This window comes from Brevibacterium sp. 239c (assembly GCF_900169365.1).
Taxonomy (GTDB): Bacteria; Actinomycetota; Actinomycetes; order Actinomycetales; family Brevibacteriaceae; genus Brevibacterium.
The window spans coordinates 42,821-66,392 of sequence record NZ_FXZH01000012.1 but is presented as its reverse complement, the minus strand read 5'-3'; the positions used below and the strand labels follow the sequence as shown (position 1 = coordinate 66,392).

Annotated in this window: 20 protein-coding genes and 1 riboswitch; of the genes, 7 read left to right on the top strand and 13 right to left on the bottom strand. The window is 64.4% G+C overall.

All coding sequences use genetic code 11. From position 1 onward, the window contains the following. Positions 1-16: 16 nt before the first annotated feature. The 3 genes from BSP239C_RS12200 to BSP239C_RS12190 form a co-directional block, all read right to left on the bottom strand. Positions 17-1,300: an aminomethyltransferase family protein gene (locus BSP239C_RS12200; protein WP_101573230.1), complete on the bottom strand. Its 1,284-nt coding sequence runs from the start codon at positions 1,298-1,300 to the stop codon at positions 17-19. Next, a complete protein-coding gene (gene gcvP, locus BSP239C_RS12195) occupies positions 1,300-4,251 on the bottom strand; it encodes an aminomethyl-transferring glycine dehydrogenase (protein WP_101573228.1) in 2,952 nt (983 codons plus the stop codon). The genes BSP239C_RS12200 and gcvP overlap by 1 nt, the downstream gene beginning before the upstream one ends. Positions 4,252-4,366: 115 nt before the next feature. Beyond that, positions 4,367-4,488: riboswitch (glycine riboswitch) on the bottom strand. Positions 4,489-4,860: 372 nt separating this feature from the next. After that, on the bottom strand, positions 4,861-5,661 hold the full coding sequence (locus BSP239C_RS12190) for an SDR family oxidoreductase (RefSeq protein WP_101573226.1): 801 nt from the start codon (positions 5,659-5,661) through the stop codon (positions 4,861-4,863). 120 nt (positions 5,662-5,781) lie between these two features. On the opposite strand from BSP239C_RS12190, the gene BSP239C_RS12185 reads away from it, so the two are divergent. Then, positions 5,782-6,363: a DUF1990 family protein gene (locus BSP239C_RS12185; RefSeq protein WP_101573224.1), complete on the top strand. Its 582-nt coding sequence runs from the start codon at positions 5,782-5,784 to the stop codon at positions 6,361-6,363. 5 nt (positions 6,364-6,368) lie between these two features. Here the strand turns inward: BSP239C_RS12185 and BSP239C_RS12180 are convergent, their stop codons facing one another. Continuing rightward, positions 6,369-7,271: an aldo/keto reductase gene (locus BSP239C_RS12180; RefSeq protein WP_101573222.1), complete on the bottom strand. Its 903-nt coding sequence runs from the start codon at positions 7,269-7,271 to the stop codon at positions 6,369-6,371. Positions 7,272-7,389: 118 nt separating this feature from the next. Here BSP239C_RS12180 and BSP239C_RS12175 point away from each other — a divergent pair, with 118 nt between their 5' ends. After that, a complete protein-coding gene (locus BSP239C_RS12175) occupies positions 7,390-7,968 on the top strand; it encodes a TetR/AcrR family transcriptional regulator (protein WP_226841746.1) in 579 nt (192 codons plus the stop codon). Continuing rightward, the gene (locus BSP239C_RS12170; RefSeq protein ID WP_101573218.1) at positions 7,965-8,801 is read left to right on the top strand and encodes a phosphotransferase family protein; all 837 of its coding nucleotides are present in this window, start codon (positions 7,965-7,967) and stop codon (positions 8,799-8,801) included. Before BSP239C_RS12175 ends, BSP239C_RS12170 begins: the two co-directional genes overlap by 4 nt. A gap of 60 nt (positions 8,802-8,861) precedes the next feature. Here BSP239C_RS12170 and BSP239C_RS12165 read toward each other — a convergent pair whose 3' ends face one another. After that, positions 8,862-9,767 (bottom strand): LysR substrate-binding domain-containing protein, encoded by a 906-nt coding sequence (locus BSP239C_RS12165; protein ID WP_101573216.1) that lies wholly within the window; start codon positions 9,765-9,767, stop codon positions 8,862-8,864. Between the two features lie 162 nt (positions 9,768-9,929). On the opposite strand from BSP239C_RS12165, the gene BSP239C_RS12160 reads away from it, so the two are divergent. The 3 genes from BSP239C_RS12160 (at position 9,930) to fabG (ending at position 13,242) form a co-directional block, all read left to right on the top strand. Continuing rightward, positions 9,930-11,159, top strand: coding sequence for a CaiB/BaiF CoA-transferase family protein (locus BSP239C_RS12160; RefSeq protein WP_101573214.1), 1,230 nt, complete (start codon positions 9,930-9,932; stop codon positions 11,157-11,159). Positions 11,160-11,217: 58 nt separating this feature from the next. Beyond that, on the top strand, positions 11,218-12,381 hold the full coding sequence (locus BSP239C_RS12155; RefSeq protein ID WP_101573213.1) for an acyl-CoA dehydrogenase family protein: 1,164 nt from the start codon (positions 11,218-11,220) through the stop codon (positions 12,379-12,381). A 69-nt stretch (positions 12,382-12,450) separates the two neighbouring features. Further along, the gene (fabG, locus tag BSP239C_RS12150; RefSeq protein WP_101573211.1) at positions 12,451-13,242 is read left to right on the top strand and encodes a 3-oxoacyl-ACP reductase FabG; all 792 of its coding nucleotides are present in this window, start codon (positions 12,451-12,453) and stop codon (positions 13,240-13,242) included. Between the two features lie 177 nt (positions 13,243-13,419). On the opposite strand, the gene BSP239C_RS12145 is transcribed toward fabG, so the two are convergent. Together BSP239C_RS12145 and BSP239C_RS12140 are read right to left on the bottom strand one after the other, a co-directional pair. Beyond that, complete coding sequence (locus BSP239C_RS12145; RefSeq protein WP_101573209.1) at positions 13,420-14,733, bottom strand: acyltransferase family protein; 1,314 nt, start codon at positions 14,731-14,733, stop codon at positions 13,420-13,422. A gap of 64 nt (positions 14,734-14,797) precedes the next feature. Then, on the bottom strand, positions 14,798-16,771 hold the full coding sequence (locus BSP239C_RS12140; RefSeq protein WP_180959003.1) for an amidohydrolase: 1,974 nt from the start codon (positions 16,769-16,771) through the stop codon (positions 14,798-14,800). Between the two features lie 103 nt (positions 16,772-16,874). Between BSP239C_RS12140 and BSP239C_RS12135 the strand changes: the two genes are divergently transcribed. Then, entirely contained in the window at positions 16,875-17,357 is a 483-nt protein-coding gene (locus BSP239C_RS12135) for a hypothetical protein (protein ID WP_101573205.1), read from the top strand. A gap of 119 nt (positions 17,358-17,476) precedes the next feature. On the opposite strand, the gene BSP239C_RS12130 is transcribed toward BSP239C_RS12135, so the two are convergent. The 6 genes from BSP239C_RS12130 to ureG all read right to left on the bottom strand — a co-directional run bounded on the left by BSP239C_RS12130 (position 17,477) and on the right by ureG (position 23,523). Then, on the bottom strand, positions 17,477-18,151 hold the full coding sequence (locus BSP239C_RS12130; protein ID WP_180959002.1) for an ATP-binding cassette domain-containing protein: 675 nt from the start codon (positions 18,149-18,151) through the stop codon (positions 17,477-17,479). Further along, positions 18,138-19,274: an ATP-binding cassette domain-containing protein gene (locus BSP239C_RS12125; RefSeq protein ID WP_101573201.1), complete on the bottom strand. Its 1,137-nt coding sequence runs from the start codon at positions 19,272-19,274 to the stop codon at positions 18,138-18,140. The genes BSP239C_RS12130 and BSP239C_RS12125 overlap by 14 nt, the downstream gene beginning before the upstream one ends. Then, positions 19,271-20,053 (bottom strand): ABC transporter permease, encoded by a 783-nt coding sequence (locus BSP239C_RS12120; RefSeq protein ID WP_101573199.1) that lies wholly within the window; start codon positions 20,051-20,053, stop codon positions 19,271-19,273. The genes BSP239C_RS12125 and BSP239C_RS12120 overlap by 4 nt, the downstream gene beginning before the upstream one ends. Next, entirely contained in the window at positions 20,050-21,093 is a 1,044-nt protein-coding gene (locus BSP239C_RS12115) for an ABC transporter permease subunit (protein ID WP_145997442.1), read from the bottom strand. Before BSP239C_RS12115 ends, BSP239C_RS12120 begins: the two co-directional genes overlap by 4 nt. Further along, entirely contained in the window at positions 21,063-22,676 is a 1,614-nt protein-coding gene (locus BSP239C_RS12110) for an ABC transporter substrate-binding protein (protein WP_180959001.1), read from the bottom strand. The genes BSP239C_RS12115 and BSP239C_RS12110 overlap by 31 nt, the downstream gene beginning before the upstream one ends. Before the next feature lie 109 nt (positions 22,677-22,785). After that, positions 22,786-23,523 (bottom strand): urease accessory protein UreG, encoded by a 738-nt coding sequence (ureG, locus tag BSP239C_RS12105; protein WP_101573193.1) that lies wholly within the window; start codon positions 23,521-23,523, stop codon positions 22,786-22,788. Between the last annotated feature and the right edge of the window lie 49 nt (positions 23,524-23,572).

Genomic DNA, 23,572 nt, shown 5'->3' with positions numbered 1-23,572 from the left:
CATCAGGTTCGGTGGATCAGTTCTCGCCGCGTTTGTAGAACGGAAGTTCGGCCACGGTGAATTCGTGGGACTTGCCGCGGATGTCCACGAACACGGATGTGCCCGGATCGCCCAGCCCGCGGTCGAGGAACGCCAGGGCGATGGGGTGTCCCAGCGTCGGCGAGGGCTGTCCGGAGGTGATGGTTCCGACGGCAGTGCCGTCCTCGGCACCGACCTCATCTGCAGAAGCGAAGATGGTTGCCCCGGACCGTGCGGCGCGGCGGCCAGCGGAGGTGAGGCCGACGAGCACGCGTGCCGGTTCGGTCTCCCCCAGCTTGGCCAACGCGTCACGAGCTACGAAGTTCTCCTTCGTTTTGAACCCGATCATGCGGCCTAGACCCACGTCGTAGGGCGAGGTCTCGAGGCTGAGTTCGTTGCCGTAGAGCGGCATGCCGGCTTCCAGGCGCAACGAATCACGCGAGGCCAGGCCGCAGGGCACGAGGCCGTAGTCGACTCCCGCGGTTGTCAGGGTCTCCCACAAACGCTCGGCTGCGATGTTGGGAATGTAGAGTTCGAAGCCGTCCTCGCCTGTGTAGCCGGTGCGCGCGAGCATCAGGTCGATGCCCGCGATCGTCAGCGGCATCCATGCGTAGTACTTCAGCTCCCGGACCGCCTCGCCGACGGTGATCCCTGTCGAGTTCACCGAGGAATCATCGCCGGAGCCGTCGACGGCCGCATCGTTGGCCGTCGATCCGTCCGCCGAGGTGGTCGCGGGCCCGAATTCCCCATGTGCACCCTCGTCGAGGGCCCGAAGGATGATGGCCGCGGAGTTCGGCCCCTGCACGGCGATGAGTGCCGTGTCCTCTGACTCGTCGAAGAGTTTGGCATCGGCACCTGGGGACTCCCCCTGCAGGAAGTTCTGCAGGCGTTCCTTCAAGGTCGCGACGACGGTCGGGGTGTTCGAGGCGTTCGGGACGATGAGGAACTCTTCGTCAGCGATCCGGTAGGTGATGAGGTCGTCGAGGATGTAGCCGGCTTCGTTGACCAGCACACCGTACTTGGCTTTGCCGATCTTCATCTTCGAGTACTTCGCCACGAGCGCGTAGTCGAGGAAAGCGGCGGCATCGGAGCCGGTGAGGCGGACTTCTCCCATATGGGAGAGGTCGAAGATGCCTGCTGCCTCACGCACGGCTCGGTGCTCGGCCAGTTCGGATCCGTACTTCAGCGGCATGTCCCATCCGCCGAAGTCGGTGAAAGATGCACCCAGCTGCTCATGGATTCCGTGCAGTGGGGTCTCGCGCGTCGAATTCTCGGTACTCATCAGTCGTCCTCTCCATCGTTGACCTCGAAGGCCTCTGGCGGTGGGCAGGTGCACACCAGGTTGCGGTCGCCATAAGCACCGTCGATGCGGCTGACCGGCGGGAAGTACTTGGTCTGACGCAATCCCTTGACCGGGAACACAGCGGTGTCGCGGGAGTACTTGGCATCCCAGTCATCCATCACGACGGTGGCTGGGTGTGGGGCACCGGCCAACGGCGACTCCTCGTAGGTGTACTGGTCGCCGATCGAATCGATCTCGGCTCGGATGACGCGCATGGCCTCGATGAAGCGATCGAGTTCGTCCTTGTCCTCGGACTCGGTCGGTTCGACCATCAGGGTCCCGGGGACCGGGAACGCCAGGGTCGGGGCGTGGAAACCGAAGTCGATGAGGCGTTTGGCCACATCCTCGGCGGTCACGCCCGACTTCGCTGTGGCCTCGCGCAGGTCGAGGATGGTTTCGTGGCCGACGAGTCCGTGCTCACCGGAGTAGAGAATGGGGAACACATCGTGGAGCTTGGCCGCCAGGTAGTTCGCCCCCAGCAGTGCTGCACGCGAGGCCTCGCGCAGTCCGTCGCCGCCCATCAGCTCAAGGTAGGCGAAGCTGATCGGCAGGACGCCGGCGGAGCCGAACATCGAGGCCGAGATCGGCAGTTCGTGGGCATCCTCGGCACCGGCCACGAGTTCGGCCGCGGTGGGATCGCCGGGCAGGTACGGGGCGAGGTGTTCGCGCACCGCGACCGGTCCGACACCGGGTCCGCCGCCACCGTGGGGGATGCAGAAGGTCTTGTGCAGGTTGAGGTGGGAGACGTCGCCGCCGAACTCGCCGGGCTTGGCCAGACCGACCATGGCGTTGAGGTTCGCACCATCGACGTAGACCTGGCCGCCGGCTGCGTGGATCTTCTCGCAGACGTCGCGGACCTCGGACTCGAAGATTCCGTTGGTCGACGGGTAGGTGATCATGATCGCAGCGAGATTGTCCGCGTTCTTCTCGATCTTCGCGTCGAGGTCGGCCATGTCGACCGAGCCGTCCTCGGCGGTCGCGATGACCTGGACCTTGAGTCCGGCCAGGACCGCAGATGCGGCGTTGGTGCCGTGAGCCGACTGCGGGATGAGGACCACGTCGCGGTTGGCCTCACCGTTGGCCACATGGAAGTTGCGGATCGCCAGCAGCCCGGCCAGCTCACCCTGAGAGCCTGCATTGGGCTGCAGGGACACACGGTCATAGCCGGTGACCTCGACGAGCGAGTTCTCCAGACGGGTGATGAGGTTTCGCCAGCCATGAGTCTGCTCGACGGGGGCGAAGGGGTGGATGGAAGCGAACTCCGGCCAGGTGATGGGTTCCATCTCCGCCGCGGCGTTGAGCTTCATCGTGCACGAGCCGAGCGGGATCATGGTCCGATCCAACGCCAGGTCCCGGTCAGCGAGGGTGCGCAGGTAGCGCATCATCGAGGTCTCGGACCCGTGTGCGCTGAAGACGGGGTGGGTGAGGAACTCGGTATCGCGGTGGAAGGTCGCGTCGAAGGCTGGGGTCGGAACATGGTTGGCACCGAATGTCCCCGCCGAGGCGGCTTCGAAGTCCGCTTCATCGATGCGGGCAATGATTCCCAGGGCTTCAAGCAGTCCGTTGGCATCGGCGACCGAGTGTGGTTCGCCGAAGGAGACGCCGATGGTGGAGTCGTCGATGACGCGGATATTGAAACCGGCGCGTTCGGACACGACTCTGGCTGCTTCTGCGTCGGCGACGCGGATGGCCACGGTGTCGAAGAATTCGCGGCTGACCACCTCGGCGCCGGGTGCGGTGTCCGCGCACGCTCCGAAGGCCTGGGCCAGGCGGTGGATGCGGGAGGCGATGCGGGTCAGGCCGACGGGGCCGTGATAGACGGCGTACATGGAGGCCACGTTGGCCAGCAGTGCCTGCGCGGTGCAGATGTTGGACGTCGCCTTCTGGCGGCGGATGTGCTGCTCACGGGTCTGCAGGGCCAGGCGGTAACCGGGTTTGCCCTGGGAATCTTTGGAGACACCGACGAGGCGGCCGGGCAGCTGGCGCTGGAGGCCGGACTTCACGGCCATGAAGCCGGCGTGGGGTCCGCCGAAGAACAGGGGAACACCGAAGCGCTGGGCCGAGCCCACGGAGATGTCGGCGCCCTGGGAGGCGGAATCCTTGAGCAGGGTCAGGGCCAGGAGGTCGGCGTCGAAGGTCACAAGTGCGCCGCGATCGTGGGCGCCGTCCACGGCTTCGGTGAAGTCGCGGATGACTCCGGTGGTGCCGGGCTGGGCACAGACGATGCCGAAGATATCTTCGCCTACGAGGCCTTTGGCCAGGTCAGCGACGGTGACGCGGAAGTCCATAGCCTTCGCGCGGGCACGGACGACGGCGATGGTCTGCGGATGGAGTTCGGAGTCGAGGACGACGGTCGTCCCCTTCTTCACTGCTCGACGCATGAGGAGGACGGCCTCGGCGACGGCGGTGGCCTCATCGAGGAGGGAGGCGTTGGCGATGTCGAGGCCGGTGAGGTCCTGGACGACCTGCTGGAAGTTCAGCAGCGCTTCGAGGCGGCCCTGGGAGATTTCGGGCTGGTACGGGGTGTAAGCGGTGTACCAGGCGGGGTTCTCGACCAGGTTGCGGCGGATGACGGCCGGGGTGATCGTGTCGTAGTAGCCCTGGCCGATCATCTGCGTGCGCATGACGTTCTGGCCGGCGATCGCGCGGAGGTCACCGAGGACCTCGGCTTCGGAGCGGCCGGTGGGCAGGTCGAGTCCGTCGATCTGGATGGATTCTGGGACGGCTGCGGCCGACAGCGCTTCGAGGGAGTCGTAGCCGAGTTCGGCCAGCATGGCCGCGGTGTCGTCGGCGCGGGGGCCGATGTGCCGGTCGGAGAAGGGACGTTCGGTGTCTCCGGTGGGGGCGGTGGTGTGCGCGAGTGAACTTGTGTGGGCGTGTGAACTGGTCATGCCGTCCTCGGGTCGGTGTCGCGCCCGCCTATGGAGGACGCACTGAGCAGTGGTGGTCCTCCCCGTTCTGTCGGACTGACAACGCGCGAGCGCGGTAGCGGTCCTTCAGATATGCCTGCAATCGGTGGTACTGGGCCTGAGAGTTTCCCGGGGAGGGAATTGCACCTACGGCGCTGCTTCGCACTGTTCGGGCAACCGGTGGTTGCGACAGTTGAGCAGCTCTCCCACGTCATGTCTTAACGGCAGTATTCAATTGTGTGGTTCTGCTTGTTGCTGGTTTTACTTGTTGCTGATGTGGCTATGTACTTATGGGGCCAAGTCTAGTGGGTGAGATCACGGCGGACAAACACCGTGGACTGGGCCCTGAACCGGGTCCTGAGCAGGGCATTGGACCGGTCACTGGGCCGGTTGCCGGGCCGGTCACTGGGCCGGTCACTGGGCCGATCACTGGGCTGGCTACTAGGCCAGTCGGACGAACGGCGAGATAGCGGTCCCAGCTCACGCGGAGCTCGGACTGTTCGCACTCACGTATTCGAGGATTTCGCGGGAACAGAACCTCGAAATTCGTTGATTCGATCGAGGTTCTGTTCCCGCGAAATCCTTGACCGGCTAGGCTTTTCCGCCGGCAGTGATGACTCCACCGTCGGCGGTGAGCACCTGGGCGGTGATCCAGTCGGCATCCGAGGACGCCAGGTAGGCCACGGCAGCGGCGATGTCCTCGGGGGTGCCGAGCCGCTTGGCTGGGTAGGCGGAGGCGACTTCCTCTTCTTTGCCTTCGTAGAGCGCAGTGGCGAAGTTCGTCTTGACCACTGCTGGGGCCACAGCATTGACGCGAATATCAGGACCGAGTTCGACGGCCAGGGACTTCGTCAGGTGTGACACCGCTGCCTTCGAGATGCCATAGAAGGAGATGCCGGGGCTGGGAACCTGACCGGCTACGGAGGAGACGCTCACGACCCGCCCCTTGTTCTCACGGAAGCCCAGCTTCTCGTGATGGACTGCCTCCTGCACCCAGGCAAGCGTGCCGATGACGTTGACGTCGAGGATCTTGCGAGCGGCATCTAGGTCAAGGTCGATGAGCGGACCGTAGACCGGGTTGATGCCCACGTTCGTGACCAACACATCGAGTCGACCGAACTTCTCCGCGATCGTGTCGTAGACCTCCGCGCGGTGCTTGGGGTCATCGGACTTCCCGGCAATAGCCAGGGCAGTGCCTTCGGGGAATTGCGCGACCGCCTCGGCGAGGGCCTCGGGTTTTCGGGCGGTGAGGATGACGGTGGCACCCTCTGCCTGCAGCCGCTTGGCGATGCCGAGTCCGATTCCACGACTGGCACCGGTGATGAGTGCGACCTGACCGGCGAATCGCGCGCCGAGGTGAGTCTGGTCTTGGGTGCTGGCGTGTTCTGTCATGCGTGAACTCCATCGTCCGTCGAGTTAACCGAGCGTTCGCTCAGTGCTGTGTTTGTATCGTAGGCAGGAGCGACCGACAATCACAAGGACGAGTTGGCCGGCAGCATCAGGAGATAACGGATGAACCGATTGAAGCAGACCCTCGACCTGGGACCGGCCGAGGTGTTCCCGATGGCAAGGGAGGCGATCCTGACGTGGAAGCTGCAGGAGTCTGCCGGTGTCATCGCGCGTCCGGTCCGTCGTGTTCATGTCGGTCAGGTCGTGAATCTCTGGCTCAATCCGACCTGGCCGCTGCCTGCACCACGTCTGCGCGGACGCGAGCTCACAATTCCGGTCGGAACCTGCGAAGTCATCGAGGTCATCGACGCAGAATCTGCAGCGGGTTTCGTCTATCGCACTCTGCCCGGGCACCTCGAGTCTGGGGAGCAGATGTTCCTCGCGTCCCTCGGATCGGACGGTCGCCTCGGTGTCTCCATCACTTCGGATTCCGTTCCCGGACACCCGCTGCTGAGAGCCTTCGCTCCGATGTCTGTTGCAGCGCAGAAGATGATGGCCCGGCGATATGCGGCCGGCCTGAAGAGGATGCTGCAGGAGTCAAGTGTGCGCGGGACCGACCGTCAACCTGTGGCTCAATCCGCTATGGCCCATGTCGCCAAGGCGGTCGCAGCAGCCACTCGAACCGGCATTCGCCACTCGGGCTAGTCAAGTTAGTCGAGCTGGCCGGGCCAGTCGAGCTGGTCGAGCTGATCCATGACCTTGGCGGAGAGTTCGATCTCGCTGACAGCGAGGTTCTCCCTCAGGTGAGCAATGGAAGTGGTGCCGGGAACCAGTACGGTATTCGCCGCATGGTGCAGCAGCCATGCCAAGCCGAGCTGCGCCGGTGTGATGCCCGATGCTGCCGCCATGTCACGAATGACAGGATGCGAACCGACTTTTGCGATGCCCGGCTGCGCTCCTCCCAGAGGGAAGAACGGCATCCACACCACCCCGTTGTCGGCACACGCACGGAGAATCGGTTCGTCGCTGCGATCGACGAGGCTGAAGTTGTTCTGCACGGCAGCGGTCACTCCGAGAACTGCCTCGTCGAGGGAGTCGCCGGTGATGCCACTCAGTCCGATGTGACCGATCTTGCCCTCAGCCCGCAGCTGTTCCAGCTCCGCCAGCTGGTCGTCCAATGCGACCAGTTGGTCACCCTCCGCAGTGATTCCGGGCCCCGCATCGAGACGGCGCAGGAAGAGCAGATCGATGTGTTCGACACCGAGACTTCGCAGATTATCTTCGACACCCGCTCGCAACTGGTGCGGCTTCTGCGCCGGACGGAGCGGGATCGCACCCGCCGGATCGTATTCGGCCCCGACCTTCGTCGACATCACGATCTCATCATCGTCCGTCAGCGCTCGCCGCAGAATGTCGTTGACGAACCCGTCACCGTAGAAATGAGCGGTGTCGATCACTCCCACCCCTTCGTCGACTGCTCGCCGAACCACCCCGATCGCTGCCTGCGGATCATCGCCGAGGCGCTCAAGCTGCATGGTCCCGTATCCGACCTTGGAGATGGTGCGACCGGCGAGCTCGATCGTTGCGTCGCGTCTCGTTTCGGCAGTGCTCATGAGAGCCTCCTATGTGATAATCGGCAGTGAGCGGAGGTTCCTCCGCTTTGTGGGCACTACGCTACCGGAGTGTCCTCCGTTTATGAACCCTGAATCCGACCTAATCCCAGGAGCACCCATGCGGGCCGACGCACTCCGCAATCGCAGCAAGATCCTCGCCGCGGCTCGCGATGCCTACTCAGACGGGGACGCCGGTGCGTCACTGGACGCCATCGCGCAGGCCGCAGGAGTCGGCATCGGAACCCTCTATCGCCACTTCCCCACCCGCGAGGCACTCGTTGATGCCCTCTACGCGGCAGAGTTGGACGCGGTCATCGCAGCCGCTCCGAGCCTCCTTGAGGATTACCCCGCCGACAGGGCACTGCACATCTGGGCGGGACGTTACTTCCAATTCGTAGAGCTCAAGCACGGAATGTTCGAAACGCTGCGTTCAGGATGGGCCGCCGGCACCATCGCCACCCCGGACACGCGCTCTCGCGTGACTGAAACCATCGCCGCCTTCCTCTCGGCGGGAAGCAGCGCCGGCGTGCTTCGCAATGATATCGACGCAAAGGACGTCACGGCTTCGCTCATAGGAATCCAGCTCGGCCACGCCGTCGCCGGGGACTCTCCCGCTCAGCGCGAACGCCTCCTCGATCTGCTTCTCGACGGACTCGCGGCCGGAGCACAATCCCAGCCGCAGAACCCAACAGGATGAGAAGCGCTCCGCTCAGCGCAGATGCAGTCAGGCTGGTCCGCAGCGCCTCCCACCTTATCGGGCGCGAGCTGATCTTGGTCGATTTCCTCACCGGCGGTCAGCACGCAACCACCCTGCTGGCGAGCGACGGAAAGACAGAATTCGTCGTCCGCGCCTTCCCTGCCCATGACGATTCGGCCGTCAGGGAAGCTGAGATCCTCAACCGGATATCACCTCTGGGTGACTGGGTTCCCCGACTGATCGCAGTCAGCGATGATCTGCGCGATCCCGTCATCGTGACCTCGCGGGTCGCCGGCACTGCACCCTACCGCGAGCTGCCACCAGCAGTGATCGCCACTGAGATGGCGGCTGCACTGGTGCGGATCCACACACTCGACGGCAGCGGGCTGAGACCCACTCCTGCAGAGCCCCCGCACGGACATTCTGATCTTGCACTCCGTGCTCAGCGAGAATGGGATTGTCTGGACATGCGTGATCCAGTACTCACTCACTCGGACTTCTGGTGTGGGAATGCACTATGGAAGGCGGGCGGGCTCGCCGGAGTCGTCGACTGGTCGGGTGCACGCCGAGGTCCGCGCGGAGTCGATATGGCGTGGTGCCGACAGGACCTTGTGCTCCTCGGCTCCCCCGAGGCTGCCGGACTCTTCCTCGAGGAGTACGAACGACTGCTGGGACGCACAATCAGTGATATCCACGCTTGGGATGTGCAAGCAGCAGCTCGAGCCCACGAACGTGTTGAGACCTGGCTGCCCAACTACCACGGCATCGGTCGGACCGAGATGACCTCAGGGATCCTGCGGCAGAGGCTCGATGCGTGGAACGCGACGCTCTGACGCAGCCCGACGATGGGCGCCGCGCCACAAGGTAAGGCGCATCGAGGCAACGCGCGGCACTCACTCTGTTACGACGGTCGGCAGAACCTCCTCCGCGAGGACGAGCACTGCCTCCAGCGACGATTTGCCATGACCGGTCCGATGCGCCAGGTACAGAGTCGAGGGATCCTGCTCGACATCGAGGGGTACGGCCACGGTTCCCGCCTCACGCGTATTCGCCGAGACCGAGTCGAAGGTGATCGAGATACCCAGTCCTGCTGCAACAAGGGCGCCGATCGTCTGCGAATCCGGCGCCGCCTGAGCCAGGCGAGGGGTGAAGCCGGCCTCGTGGCACAGCCGTAGGGTGTTCTCTCGCAGCGTCGAGCTGGGATGGGCAGGCAGGGCGATGAAGTCTTCGTCAGCAAGTTCATCCACGCGCAGAGAGGAATGTTTTGCCAGCCGATGACCTTCGGGCAGTGCGGCGCACAGACGCTCGATCATGACCGGTCGCCCCGTCACCCCAGGCGGCTGCTTGTCCCATCGGACCAAAGCGAGATCAAGGGTTCCGTCGACCAGCCTGGCTAGACCCTCCTCAGCGAAGACGTTGGACTCGAGGCTGAAGACGATGCCCGGACTCCGCCCTCGCGAGGCTGTCACCAGGGCAGCCGCCAGAGCCCGCGAGGATGACCTGGCGAAACCGAAGCTGATGCGCCCGGTCTCCCCCGCTGCCGCCCGCTGGACGGAATCGACCGCAAGACTCTGGTATTCGAGCATTTTTCTCGCAGGCTCGATCAGCGCCTCACCCTCCGACGAGAGCCTCACGTTCCGAGTCGTGCGCTGAAACAGGGAGACCCCGAGGTCGTCCTCGAGAGCCCTGATCGTACGGCTCAGCGGGGGCTGGAGTACACCCAGCCGCGCAGCGGCACGGCCGAAGTGCAGCTCTTCGGCGACGGCGAGAAAGGCACGCACCTGCTGAATCTCCATCATGTTCTGCTCTCCATCTACCTACGACCGCACACAGATCCTGCATTCGCTTAAATACCATTACAGATAACAATCACTTCTCATTATTACTCATATTGCTATATTGTGGGGTGAAACACTCTGAGGAACCTCAGAGTCGAGCAGAATCACCGGGAGCGTTCATCGATGAATGGCGAGACAGCCACGAGCCAGGCACCAGCGGATCACGGGACGACCGCGAGAGATCAGGCCGCGTCCATCGCCGATTTCCTCCCACGCGCTGGCAACGGTCCTCTCTCGGGCCAAGTCGTCGTTGATTTCTCCCGTGTCCTCGCCGGCCCCTATTCCACGATGATGCTCGCCGACCTCGGCGCCACGGTCATCAAGGTCGAAGGTCCGGGCGGTGACGACACGAGGAACTGGAGCCCACCGGTTCGTGATGACGATGCCACCTACTATCTGTCGATCAATCGGAACAAGTTCGACATCGTGCTCGACTTCTCCGATGCCGATGACCTCGAAATCGCCCAGAAGCTCGCTGCCAGAGCCGACATCGTCGTCGAGAACTTCAAACCGGGCGGCTTGAAGAAGTTCGGCCTCGACTACGACTCGATCAAGGACGCCAACGCTGAAGTCATCTATGCCTCGGTCACTGGCTTCGGTGCACACAATGCTCTGCCCGGCTACGATCTGCTGGTCCAGGCGATGTCCGGTTTCATGAGCGTCACCGGCAGCCCCGAGGGCTCCCCCTACCGTGCCGGCGTCGCAGTCTTCGACGTCATCACCGGACTGCACACGACGATCGGCATCATGGCCGCGATCCAACACAAACATCTCACCGGCGAAGGTCAGCTGGTGGAAACGAACCTCATGTCTTCGGCGATGTCGGGCCTTGCAAATCAGTCCGGAGCCTATGCCGCCGCAGGTGTGACACCGACGCGCATGGGCAACGCCCACCCCAGCCTCTACCCGTACCAGCCGATGGCGACAAAGGGCGGCGAGCTCATCGTTGCTGCGGCCAACGACGGTCAGTTCGCGACTCTCGCCAAGGCCCTCGGGCGACCGGACTGGGCCGAAGACGAACGCTTTGCAAGGGCCAAGGCCCGCAACGCCAACCGTGACGAGCTCGAACCCGAACTCCTCGAAGCGCTCCAAGCCCACACCGCTCAGGAATGGTTTGAGAAGCTCACGGCCGTGGGCCTGCCCTGCGCCCCGATCAACTCGATCTCCCAGGGTGTCGAACGCGCCCGGGACCTCGGCCTCGACCCGATCGTCGACACAGGTCAGGGCGAGCGCGTCATTCCCACGATCCGCAATCCGATCCGTCTGGCCAAGTCCGAGGTCTCCTACGATCTCGCGCCGCCCGAGCTCGGGGCCGACTCCGATCGGGTCCGCGCCTGGCTCGACAGCCTCTGACCACCTCGGCGACTACATCACCTTGACACCCCGCCTCACCACATAAGGAGAACGAAGAATGGATACTTCGGAACTGGATGACGTCCTCTCGATCGTCCGCGAATTCGTCCGCGAGAAGGTCGTCCCCATCGAACTCGACATCGAGGCCAACGACGCCATCCCGGAGACGATCATCAAGGAATCCGCCGAGATGGGGCTCTTCGGCTGGGCTCTGCCCGAGGAGTACGGCGGGCTGGGCATGAACGCCGAACAGGACGCCCAGCTGGCAATGGAGCTCGGCTACACGACACCGTCGTTCCGGTCCGTGTTCGGCACGAACAACGGCATCGCCGGGCAGGTACTGGTCAATTACGGCACGGATGAGCAGAAGAGCGAATGGCTGCTGAAGCTGACGTCCGGCGATGTCGTCGCTTCCTTCGCTCTGACCGAGTCCGAGGCCGGCTCCGACCCCTCGGGCATGCGCACCAGAGCTGTGCGCGAGGGTGAGGATTACGTTATCAACGGCAGCAAACGCTTCATCACCAACGCCGAATCTTCCGACGTCCTCATGGTCTTCGCCCGCACCGACCCGAACGCGAAGGGTTCGAAGGGCATCTCGGTCTTCCTCGTGCCTACGAAGACGGCCGGTGTCACGCTCGGAGCTCATGACAACAAGATGGGTCAGGCCGGTGCCTGGACTTCCGAGATCTTCTTTGACGACGTCCGTGTCCCGGCCGCCAACCTCATCGGCGGTGAGGAGGAGAAGGGCTTCTACGCCGCAATGGCCTCACTGAACAAGGGCCGCCTGCACATCGCAGCGATCTGCGTGGGCCAGGCCACCCGCATCCTCGACGAGTCCGTGAACTATGCCGCCGAGGCGAAACAGGGTGGAGAGCCCATCGCCCGGTTCCAGCTGGTCCAGGCCATGCTCGCCGACATCTACACCGAGGTCGCCGCCGCCAAGGCTCTCGTACTCGCGGCCGCGAAGCGCTGGGACGCCGATGAGGATCGGAAGCTCGGGCCCAGCTCCGCGAAGCTCTTCGCCTCCGAGGCTCTGGGCCGCATCGCCGACAAGGGTGTGCAGATCCAGGGCGGAACGGGCTACATGCGCGAATCCGCGGTCGAACGCTTCTACCGCCATGCTCGCCTGTTCCGCATCTACGAAGGCACCTCGGAGGTCCAACGCGTCGTCGTCGCCCGGCAGCTGCTCAAGGGCGCCCACAAACCCCAGTTCAACCTGTAACTCATCCTCACGCACAGCAGATGATTCACGTACAGCTGACTCATCCACCCACAAAGAAGGAAGAACCCTATGACTGATGCACCCACCACTTCCACCGCACAGGGGATCTCCGAGATCCCCGGCCTGCTCACCGGCAAGGTTGCCGTCGTCACCGGCGGCGCCCAGGGGCTGGGCCTGGCCATGGCCCGCAGCCTCGTGAACTCCGGCGCGAAGGTCGTCCTCGGCGACATGAACGAGGAGAGCCTACGCTCAGCCGTTGAGGAACTCGGCGGTACGGAATCAGCTGCCGGTGTCGTGTGCAATGTGGCCTCACTGGAGAACACTGAAAAGCTCGCCGAGACGGCAACGACGACCTTCGGCGGCGTCGACATCTGGGTCAACAACGCCGGCATCACCCGCGACGCTACGATCCGGAAGATGACCGAGAAGGAATTCGACGACGTCATCTCCGTGCACCTGCGCGGAACCTGGAACGGACTCAAGGTCGCCACCGGTCTCATGCGCGAACAGGACCGCGGCGGAGCAATCGTCAACGTCTCATCCATCAGCGGCAAGGTCGGCATGCTCGGCCAGTCGAACTACTCCGCAGCGAAGGCCGGCATCGTCGGCATGACGAAGGCCGTGGCCAAGGAGGTCGCGTTCAAGGGCATCCGCATCAACGCGATCCAGCCCGGCTTCATCAACACCGCGATGACCGCGGCCATGCCGCAGCACGTGATCGATTCGAAGCTCTCCGAGATCCCGCTGGGCCGTCCTGGCGAGCCCGAAGAGGTCGCCTCGGTGGTGCTGTTCCTGGCCTCCGGCCTCTCCAGCTACCTCACCGGCACCGTCACCGAGATCTCCGGCGGTCGCCACATCTGATCACCCAGGCCAGCGTCGAGGTGACGAAATCCCAGCGGCCCAGCGGCCCAGCGGCCCAGCGGCCCAGCGGATTTGGAGGGAACAGAAGTGCGATTTCTATGACAGAAATCAGTGTTCTGTTCCCTCCAAATTCTGTCTGCGGCTCAATCTTGAGAGCTCAGTCTTGGCCCCGGCGGCTCAGTCTCGGTAGGAGCGCCTGCGCGGGAGTCTGACGACGCCGAAGACGATCATGCCCACCAGCGGCAGCAGCGGCCAGATCCAGGTCACCCCGGTGGCGTTGACCATGCCGACATCGGCCATGATCGCCAGTCCCACGCAGATCGCTGCCGCGGCAAGGATCGGCATCCACACCGGCGGAGCAGGGCGATCGTCGGGCTGCGCAGACTCGAACCGGCCGAAGATCACTACGAGGACGCCGGTGATCGCGAGCAGCCCCAGGCACCACAGGGGTCTGGTCAGCCACCAGACGCCGCTCAGTGGGGTGGGCAGCAAGGCCTCGGCGTTGAGCGCGAGGAGCATATGGGCCAGTGCCGTCAGTGCGGTGAGGTGCCAGAGGAACCAGGTCATGATCCGCTGATTGACCAGGACAGTGAGCATCCACAGCCCGGGGCTGCGCAGCAGTGCCGCCAGCGGTCGCTGCAGCATAAGCACGATTCCTGCCTGTGCCATTCCGAGGAAGGCCATGGTCACCCTGGTCGGGGCCGAGTTGGAGATCGTATCGGTACCGGCGGTGATCATCGAGACCGGGTACGGGCCGAGACCGACGAGAAGTCCCAGTCCCACGGCGCCGATGACGAAGATCAGCAGGCAGCGTTTCAGGCTCGAGAGCCTGCCGTCGAGCCATGCGTAGCCGAATTGGTGGAAGCTGGCCCAGACGAGCAGATAGTTGGGGTAACCGGCCAGGGTGCTGCCGGTGGAGATGCTGATGATGTCGATGATTCCCGCTGCAGCGATGCCGAGGACGATCGACCACCAGCCCCATTTCTCCCACAGCACCAGGCAGGGCGGGGCGACGATCGCGACGATCAGGTAAGCGGCGAGGAACCAGGTGGGCACCAGAGCCATCTGCGATGCCAGCTGGACAGCTGCCGGTTCGGCCCCGAGGCTCAACGCGATGATGCAGGTGGCCAGCCAGACGAGCAGAAGTGGGATGAGGGGCAGTCCCAGACGACGCAGGCGAGCGCGCAGCCATTCGGCGTAGCCGACGTCCTTCCGCCTCGCCGAACGCCAGGACAGAGCATTGGAATAGCCGCCGACCAGGAAGAAGATCGGCATCACCTGGAACAGCCAGGTCAGCGGGTGCGTCCAGCGCGCCTCATCGAGCAGGCCATGCGGCTCGATGCCTCCGGTGACGCTGACCGCGATGATCGTCCAGTGACCCAGCACGACGACGGTGATCGCTGCTGCGCGGAGGAAATCGACTTCGCGATTGCGGGAGTCAGGGGTGGCGGCGTCGATCTTCTGTGCCTGAGCCGTGAACGAACGGGGCATGTGCGGGGTCCTTTTCGGCAGTCTGGGACAGCTTTGGCGTGGCAGATAGGTGGCAGGTGAGCGGTCAGGCGGAGTACTTCACCTGACCACCGACCACGGTCAGTGCAACCCTGGTATCGCGGATCGCCTCGGCATGGGCGAACAGTGCGTCTTCGGACTCGTAGCCGAGTAGGCCGTCGTGCGCATATCGGTCGTGGTGATCGAGCGGACTGTCGTGATCGAGCGGGGCCGAAGCATCGTGCGTACCCGCGGAGTACTTCAATCCCGCAGCGACGCAGGGATCTGTGTCGACGACGATGAAGTCAGCGTCCATGCCCGGTGCCAGATAACCTCGGCGATCTTCGAGTCCTGCGGCATAGGCCGGGCCCAAGGTGTGCTGCCGGACCGCTTCGATTGCGGAGAGCCGACGACGAGGTTGGAAACTCGTGCTCGCATCGCCGGAGATGTTCGCCCTGGTCATCGCCGCATAGATCGCAGCGAAGGGGTTCGCGGGCTCGACCGGGCCATCGGATCCGAATGCCACATGAGCCCCGGCTGTCAGGAGATCTGGCCAGGCGTAGGCAGCGAGTTGGGCGGATTCGTCGATGAGGTGGAGCAGGTGCAGATCGGAGATGCAGTGGCGGGGCTGCATCGAGGCGATGACGTCGAGTTCGGCGAACCGGGCGACATCGGCAGGCTGGATGAACTGAGCGTGCTCGACCCGGTGGCGCAGTGGGCGCTCGAAGCGTTCCTCGGCCTCCTTCGTGGTCTGGCGCAGACGGTCGAAGACGTTGAGCACATGGTGGTTGGCCTGGTCGCCGATGGCGTGGATGGCGACCGAGATGCCGGCTTCGGTGGCCCAGCGTGCGTTCTCGAACAGGTCGTCTTCTGACATCTGCGTGATCCCGTAGTTGGCGTCGTCCGGCTCGCTGCTCAAAGCATCCTCGGGCACAGTACCGGGATAGGTGAAAGTCTCCTGACCGGAGGGCTCATCGGGCGTGCTCGGTTCTTCGTGGGCGCTCGTCTCTTCAGGCGCAACTTCCTCGTCGTGGGCGCTCGCTTCGAGAAACGGTGAGGACATGTGGCAGGTGTGCGAGCCCAGGGCTCCATCGGAGAACAGCTTCAAGCCGCCTCGGTGCAGCCAGTCATCGCCGTCGCCGGTGTGCCAACCGGTTTCGATCGCCCAGGGCACCTCCGGTGAGCGCAGATACTTCGTCACACGGATGTGCTGACGATCGGCCTCCCGCAGGTCATACCACCCCAGGGTTGAGGCGATGCTGTCGAAGTCGTGGATCCCGGTCAGTCCCTGGGAGAGGAAGAGTTTCTGCGTGCGGTCGAGTCGCTCGACCTGTTCTTCGCGGGTGGGTTCGGGGATGAATCTGGCCACCAGGTCGGTGGCGTCCTCACGGACCAGGCCAGTCAGCACACCCTCATCATCGCGAACGAACTCTCCACCGAAAGGATCCGCAGTGAGGTCATCGATGCCGGCGATCTCCAGGCCATGAGCGTTCGTCCAGAGCGTGTGGAGGTCGACCGACCACATTGCCACCGGATGGTCAGGCACGGCCTGATCAAGCAGTTCCCGGTCGGGATAGCGCGGGTCATCCCATTTGTTGAGGTCCCACCCGGAGCCGACCACCCATTCACCGAACGGCATCGAACTGGCGCGTTCACGGATCGCGTCGACCGCCTCGGCGAGGGAGCGCACGTTCGAGAGGTCGAGGTCGGTCAGAGAATCGGCGTAGTGAACCGAGTGCATGTGCGCGTCGACGAGGCCGGGCAGAATGACCTGGCCGGCACAGTCGATCTCTTCGATTTCAAGGCCCGGAATCACCGTGGTGGCACCGATTCCGCCCGCCGGGGCGAGCGCTGCAGTCGTCGAGGACTCCTGGGCTGCGATGTCGAGCAGTTCCGCTCTGGTGCCCACGGCCACGATCGTCTCCCCGTCGACGAGGATCGAGTCAGGTGCCGTGTCAGCGGCAGCGGTTAGTGTGGCAGCATCCGACCCCGGAGAGGAAGGAGCAAAAGTTCGCACGACGGCGTTGGAGAACAGACGCATGAGCACCAGTCTAGAGCTCCAGTGCGCGCGTATCGGCTTGGGGAGCGAGGTGGCTTCTGCGAGTCGATACCGCACGTCTTCTACCGAGAGTAAAATTCGAGGCATGGCCAATGTTTTCAGCTCTCAAGACACCCGGCTCTCTGCAGGTGCCCGCATCATTCTTCCTGCCGTCTGGCTGGGTCTCATCATCGGCATCTCACTCATCGAGGCGCCGCTGAAGTTCACTGCTCCAGGCATCACGATCCCACTGGGGCTAGGCATCGGCCGACTGGTCTTCACTGCCATGAACTGGGTGGAGATCGTCATCGCCGTGATCCTGCTGTGGTCGGTGCTCAAGGACCACATCGGCAGGGCCTACCGGTGGCTTGCCTGCGGCATGATCGCTGTCCTCATCATCAAGGTCACCGTGATCCGACCGCTGCTCAACAAACGCACGGATGCCGTGCTCGCCGGCGTCGATGACGGCGGGTCGAGCCTGCACCTGTTCTACATCGCCGCCGATGGTCTGCTCATCATCGGCCTCATCGCCATGCTCATCGTCGCTGTCCGCAAGTGGGCCACAGTCCGCCCCGAAGTGAGCGCCTGAGCGTCTGAGCGTCTGGAAGTCTGAGCTTCAGATCTTCTGAGCTCTGAGCTCTGAGCTCTGAGCTCTGAGCAATGAGGGGTGGGGTCTACTCACCTCATAAGCATCACGGCCCGCGGGGCTCAGAGGGCGAAGGAATGACCGCTGTCGGTCGCCGCAACGAGGTCCCTGTCGTGGGTCGCCCACACCATCGTCTTCCCCGTGGCCGCAAGATTGTTGACCAGCCTAGCGATGCGTGCCGCGTTTGAGGAGTCCAGTGCCGCGGTCGGTTCATCGCAGACGATGGTGTCGATGCCGCTGGCCAGCGCGCGGGCAATGCACACTCGCGCGGCCTGCCCACCCGAGAGCTCCCCGCAGCGATGTTCGGCGATTTCGGGACCCAGCAATGCCAGAGCCAGCAGCTCGTCACGGTCCAGGTCGCCGTCCAACGGACGGTCAGCGGCACGTTCTGCAGCGTCAGCGGCACGTTCGGAGGGTCGAGCGGCACGTAATCCCGGTCCCTGGTGAGCGGGGTCGCTCGATTGCGTCCTGCGGATGCGCATCGTGTGCTCGAGCACTTGAGAGACCCTGAGCCTGGGGTTGAGCCATTCCCGGGGATTCTGAGGAACAAGGACACCGATTTCCCCCTCAATGTGACCGCGGCCGGGAGTGAGGAACCCGGTCATGGCCAGGCACAGGCTTGTCTTCCCGCTTCCCGAGGGCCCCTGAAGCACCGTCACCTGTCCTTCCGGGATGGCCGCGGTCACTGGTCCCACAAGGGTGGAACCGTGATCGATGACGACCTCATGCAGCTCCATGTTCGCCACCTCCCTGCCGATGGCCTGGCTCTGGATTACCGGCGTTGAGACGGACCAGTTCGTCGCCTGCGCGATATGTCCATGGTCGAGGTCGCGGCTCATCCATTACGGGAAGCGGGTGAGCTCCGGCGGCCGGGGCAGCGGCGGCCAATGCTCGAGCATACGGATTGCAGGCCCCTCCAGAGAGGAAGTCGGCGACCGAACAGTTCTCCACGATGTGGCCTGCGAAGATCACCGCCACACGATCATCGGCATGAGCGTTGCGCTGCACCGCCGAGAGATCATGGGTGACGGCCAGGACCGCCCGTCGGTGCGCACGCTCGGCCCTTCCTCTCGCATGGTCGTTGAGGATGGACACCACTGCGTCGGCCTGGTCCGGGTCGAGACCTGCGGTGGGTTCATCGCAGACGAGCAGGCGGGGCGTTCGGGCCATGGCCGCGGCCAAGGAGATTCGGGAGATCTGCCCGCCGGAGAACTGGTGCGGCAACTTCTGCAGCATCGCGGTCTCCAATCCGAACGGTTCGAGGTCGGGAGCCTCGATCCTGGCACGTACGAACCAATCGCGCAGCCGCATCCGCGGAGGGAAAGTGTCCATCGCATTCTGTGGAGCCCACGCGATGACACCCTTCCTGCGCAACCTCGTGAGGTTTCTGCGACCTCGTCCCGTCGCAAAATCGATGTGTGGTGGGATGTGGACGCCTGTGCCGCCAACCCTGCCGCCATCCGCAGTACCATCCGGCGCGAATTCCAATGTGCCTGATGACTTGGCCCCGGCCGGAATCAGCCCGGCCAGGAGATTGCACAGCGTGGACTTCCCGGCGCCGGATTCGCCGACGATCCAGGTCACGCCCCCTGTGCGCAGTTCCAGGTTGAGTGCCGACAGCACCTGATCAGTGTCAGGGAGTCTCAGCGTGCAGTCGGCGATGCGCATGACCGCAGTCTCATTCGGCTCCGCAGACTCGTTCGGCAGCACCGCGTCAGGCCTCGCCACGTCAGGCTTCGCAGCGTCAGGCCTCGCAGCATCGTCCGACGCTGCCGAATCAGCTACCGCCGCGTTATCCAGCTTCTCCTCCCGCCGGACGGACGTCGACTCCGCCTGTCGCAGGGACTTCGACTTCGTCATAATGATCGCGGCCTTTCACCAAGTCGGCGGGCGAGAACCGTCGGCGGCAGCAGCAGAATCATCAGCGCCACCGTCGGCACGAGCAGTGTCCACCATGCCCCGAGGTTCATTTCCGACTGCCCCCAGGCAATCAGCGGCCCCAACGACACGGCCGAAGGGTCGACACCGATTCCGAGAAACGCCGTCGTCGCCTCATGGACGACCGCCGAAGGGAAGATCACGGCCATCGCCGCCGATACCCGACCGGCCGCCGCTGGCAGCACATGCCACCTGAGGATCTGTGCTCGCTTGGCGCCGAGGCGACGGTCGAAACAAACCCATCCGGAGTTCCATTCCTCCCGCAGTTTCGGTCCGATGAGCTGAGCGGCCAGTGGCCAGTGGGTCAGCGCCACGGTCACCATGATCGCAGTTCGCCCACCCCCGAGGAGTCCGACGACGATGAAGGTGAAGAGCATCGAAGGAACGACGAGGGTCGCAATGAGCAGCCCGGTCGAGACCTTCGACAAGGCCGAGGACAGGGTGGACACGACGCCGATCCCGGCACCGATCACCGTGGTGACCACCGCGGTGAAGAGGGCGGCGAGCGCCGATCCGCCGGCCGCGTTCCACACGGTCACGGCGACGCTGCGCCCGAAATGGTCGGTGCCGAGAATTCCCCCATCCCCCGGCGGGGTCAGAGCCCGGGCGAAATCCGTGTCCTGACCGGGAAGGAATCGTCCGCAGATGAGCAACACGAGCAGACACCCGAGCACGATGACGGCCGTGGGACGGATCTTCATAAGCTCACCCCGACCGTCGAGATACCGAAGGTCGCTGCCGTACCCGCGCCGACCAACCGTGCCTCACGCACCTGCCCCAGGGAACGCACGAGCAGCACCAGACCTGTCGTCAGCGCGGCCGCGAGCGCTGTCACCGTCGCCAGCAGCGGCAGATCGGCTCCGGCCGCCGCCTCGACGAGGGCATTGCCCAGACCCGGATACGACAGCACCGCCTCGACGGCGGCCTCCCCGAGGATCACGACGGGCAGGTAGATGACAGCGGGCGAACGCACAGCCGACAGGACACTCGGCAGGATCGTGCGCACTCGTGCTGAGGAGGGCAGTCCCCGGCCGATGAGGGCTCGCGCCCACGGTGTCGACCACACCTCGGCGGCGGCCGACCTGGCTGCGGCGATGAGCATCGCCGACCAAGCCAGAGCGATCGTGAACGACACTGCCGGGATGAGGGTGATCGGTGCGCTTGTCGCGGGGTTGGGCAGCTGGGACCCGAAGCCCACGACGATGAGCAGCGCGATGAGGAAGGAAGGCACAGCTAACCAGGCTCCGATGACCCCCGAGGTCACCGGGTTATGCGCGAGACCGGGAAACCGCGCCAACAGGATGCAGACGACGGCGACGATAACCCCGGTGAGCACCACGGCGGTGGCCGTGGCGGCCACGGTGTTGAGGCCTCTGCCGGCGACCACCTCGGCGACGGGCTCATGGAGGATCCGCGAATATCCGAGATCTCCCGTGGTCACCGCTGTGACCATCCACTGCCACCAGGCCCCGAACCAGCCGCCCGTGTCATAGGCGGTCACGAGGTCCGCACGAGCCTGCGCCGAGGCGAACTCCCACCCGGCCACCGTGTGTGCTAGTGGATTGGCCGGGGAGATCGCGGCCAGGGCGAAGACTCCGGCCCCGCCGGCGAGCAGGGCAAGGATCATCCCGCCGAGGATGATGCCACCTCGGCGCAGGATGTGTGCCGGTGAGCGGGACGGACCCGCCGACCTGCTCGATCGGGGCTGCCTCAGCTCTTCCTCCAGTCGGCCAGGTTCCACCAGGGGCCCCAGTCGGAGCCGTGGACGTGGGGTTCGAAGGTGGTCTTCGGGACGTCCCAACCCTGGGTGTCGGCCACGTAGGTGTGTTCGAGGAAGGCCACGATGAGGTAGCTGGGTGCGTCCATGTACTTATCCTGCACGGACCGGTAGTCGGCGTCGGCCTTCTTCTCATCGGTCTCGACCGCGGCATGGTCGAGCAGCTTATCGGCACCCGGGACCTCGACATTCGAGGGATTGTCGAAGACCCCCGAGGTCTTCGTATGGGTGTGCAGGGAAGCGCTGATCTGGTGGTCGATGTTGTAGGGCTGTTCTCCGCCGGCGTAGACGATCGCCAGGTTGGCCATGTCCTTCTCGATCTCGTCCCATTCCATGGCCTTGACCTTCATCGTGATGCCCAGAGGTTTGAGCTGGGCGGCGATTTCGGCGGCGATGTCTCCGCGCACGGTGTCCCCGGCCGGGTAAGTGACGTCAATGACGGCTTGTGTACCGTCCTTGCTCCGCGGCCCGTCGCCTCCGGCCTTCCAGCCGGCTTTGTCGAGCAGCTGCTTCGCCGCTTCGACATCGTGGTCGAATGCGGCGGATGGTTCGTAGGCGTCGCCGTAGAATTCGCCGACCGGGGTGGAGGCGGGCGTGCCGTGACCGCCAAGCACCTCGTCGACGACCTTGTCCCGGTCGATGGCTAAGTTAAGAGCCTTTCGGACGCTGGCATCGGAGGTCAGCGGGATGTCACTCGGCAGGGTGAGTCCGCGCCAGTCGGCGGTGCGTGCGGTATAGATCTTCTGGTCCTCGCCCTTGATCTTCTCCGCCGAACGCGGGGGCACAGCGGCGCCGGAGACCTTCCCGTCCTTGACCGCGGCGGCCAGGGCCGAGGTGTCGGAGTATCCCTGCAGGGTCACCGATTTCACCTGCGGGGTGGTGCGCCAGTAGTCATCGCGGGCCTTGAGCACGGCGGTGTCGGCGTTGAGCGAATCGAGGGTGTACGCACCGGTGCCCACGGGTGCGGAGTTGACCTTCCAGTCCGCCGCGGGTGTGCCCTCTTCGATGGCTTCCGACGGTAGGATTCCCACAGCCAGGCGGGAGGTGAAGCTCGGTGTGGGCTCGTCGAGTTCGAAGACGACAGTGTGCTCGTCTGGGGTCTTGACGTCCTTGATCATGCGGAAGGCGTCGACGGATTCGGAAGCCGACTTCGGGTCGATGATCGCCTCGTAGGTGGCGGCCACATCCTTGGAGTCCAGCGCCGTTCCGTCGGAGAAGGTGACGTCATCGCGCAGCTTCACAGTCCATTTCGTAGAGTCCTCGTTCGCACTCGGCTGGGCTGAGGCCAGTGCCGGCGCGAGCTCGGGCATCGCACCGGATCCCGAGTCCTCCTGCAGACGCAGGAGACCATCGTAGAAGGGCGAGTTGCCGTCGACGGAGTACCCGTTGACCGGGTTGTACCCGCCCAGGTTCTCCGTGCCGATGACCAGCTCCGAGTCACCGCCGCTGGGTGCCTCGCACCCGGACAGCACCAGGGCCAGGGCGCCGATGCCTGCAGTCCAGGCCACAGCCTTCAGCGCGGTCTTGTGCTGTCGAACCCTTGTCATCTCGCCTCTTTCTGTCAACTGTTCTTTACCGATCAGCCCAAACACCGACGAGGTGGGGGCAGCAGTCCCAGCCCCCACCTCGGCGCCGGTGGTTCTTGTTCTGAAATTATCAGTGCGCGTGGGCGGCTTCGCCCTCTTCATGCGTGTGCATGAAGCCGCCGCCTTCGGCATCCTCATCGGCGTGGAAGTGCGGTGCCATCGGGCCCGGATCGACAGGGGTGTGGTCACCCTTGACGAAGCGAGCATGGACCTCGCGCACCCAATCGGCCAGGGCGTGGACGGTGTCCTCCTGCTTGCGAGAGACGCCGAGCACGGGTCCGCCCTCACGTGCATCCCTGGCATCGGCGAGCATCTGCTCGACGTCGACGTCAACATGGGGGCCGAGGTCGATCTTGTTGATCACGAGCAGGTCGGCACGGCCGATTCCCGGCCCGCCCTTGCGAGCCACGTCGCCGCCGCCGGCAACGTCGAGGACGAAGAGCTGGGCGTCGACGAGAGCCGGGGAGAAGGTGGCGGTGAGGTTGTCTCCGCCGGATTCGATGAGCACGATGTCGAGGGGATCGAAGTCCTCTTCGAGTGCTTCTACGGCGAGCAGGTTCATGCTCACATCATCGCGGATCGCGGTGTGCGGGCAGGCACCGGTCTCGACGGCGCGGATGCGCTCCTCGGGCAGCACTCCGGCCGCCTTGAGGAAGCGTGCGTCCTCATCGGTGTAGATGTCGTTGGTGATGACGCCGATGCGGAACTCCTCGGCCAGGGCCGTGCAGATGTTCGCGATCGACGAACTCTTGCCGGTCCCGACGGGGCCGGCGATTCCCAGGCGCAATGCGCGTTTTCCTGTACTCATGATCTTCCTCCTAATGCGTGTGTGACAGATGTGGTTCGTGATGGTGCGG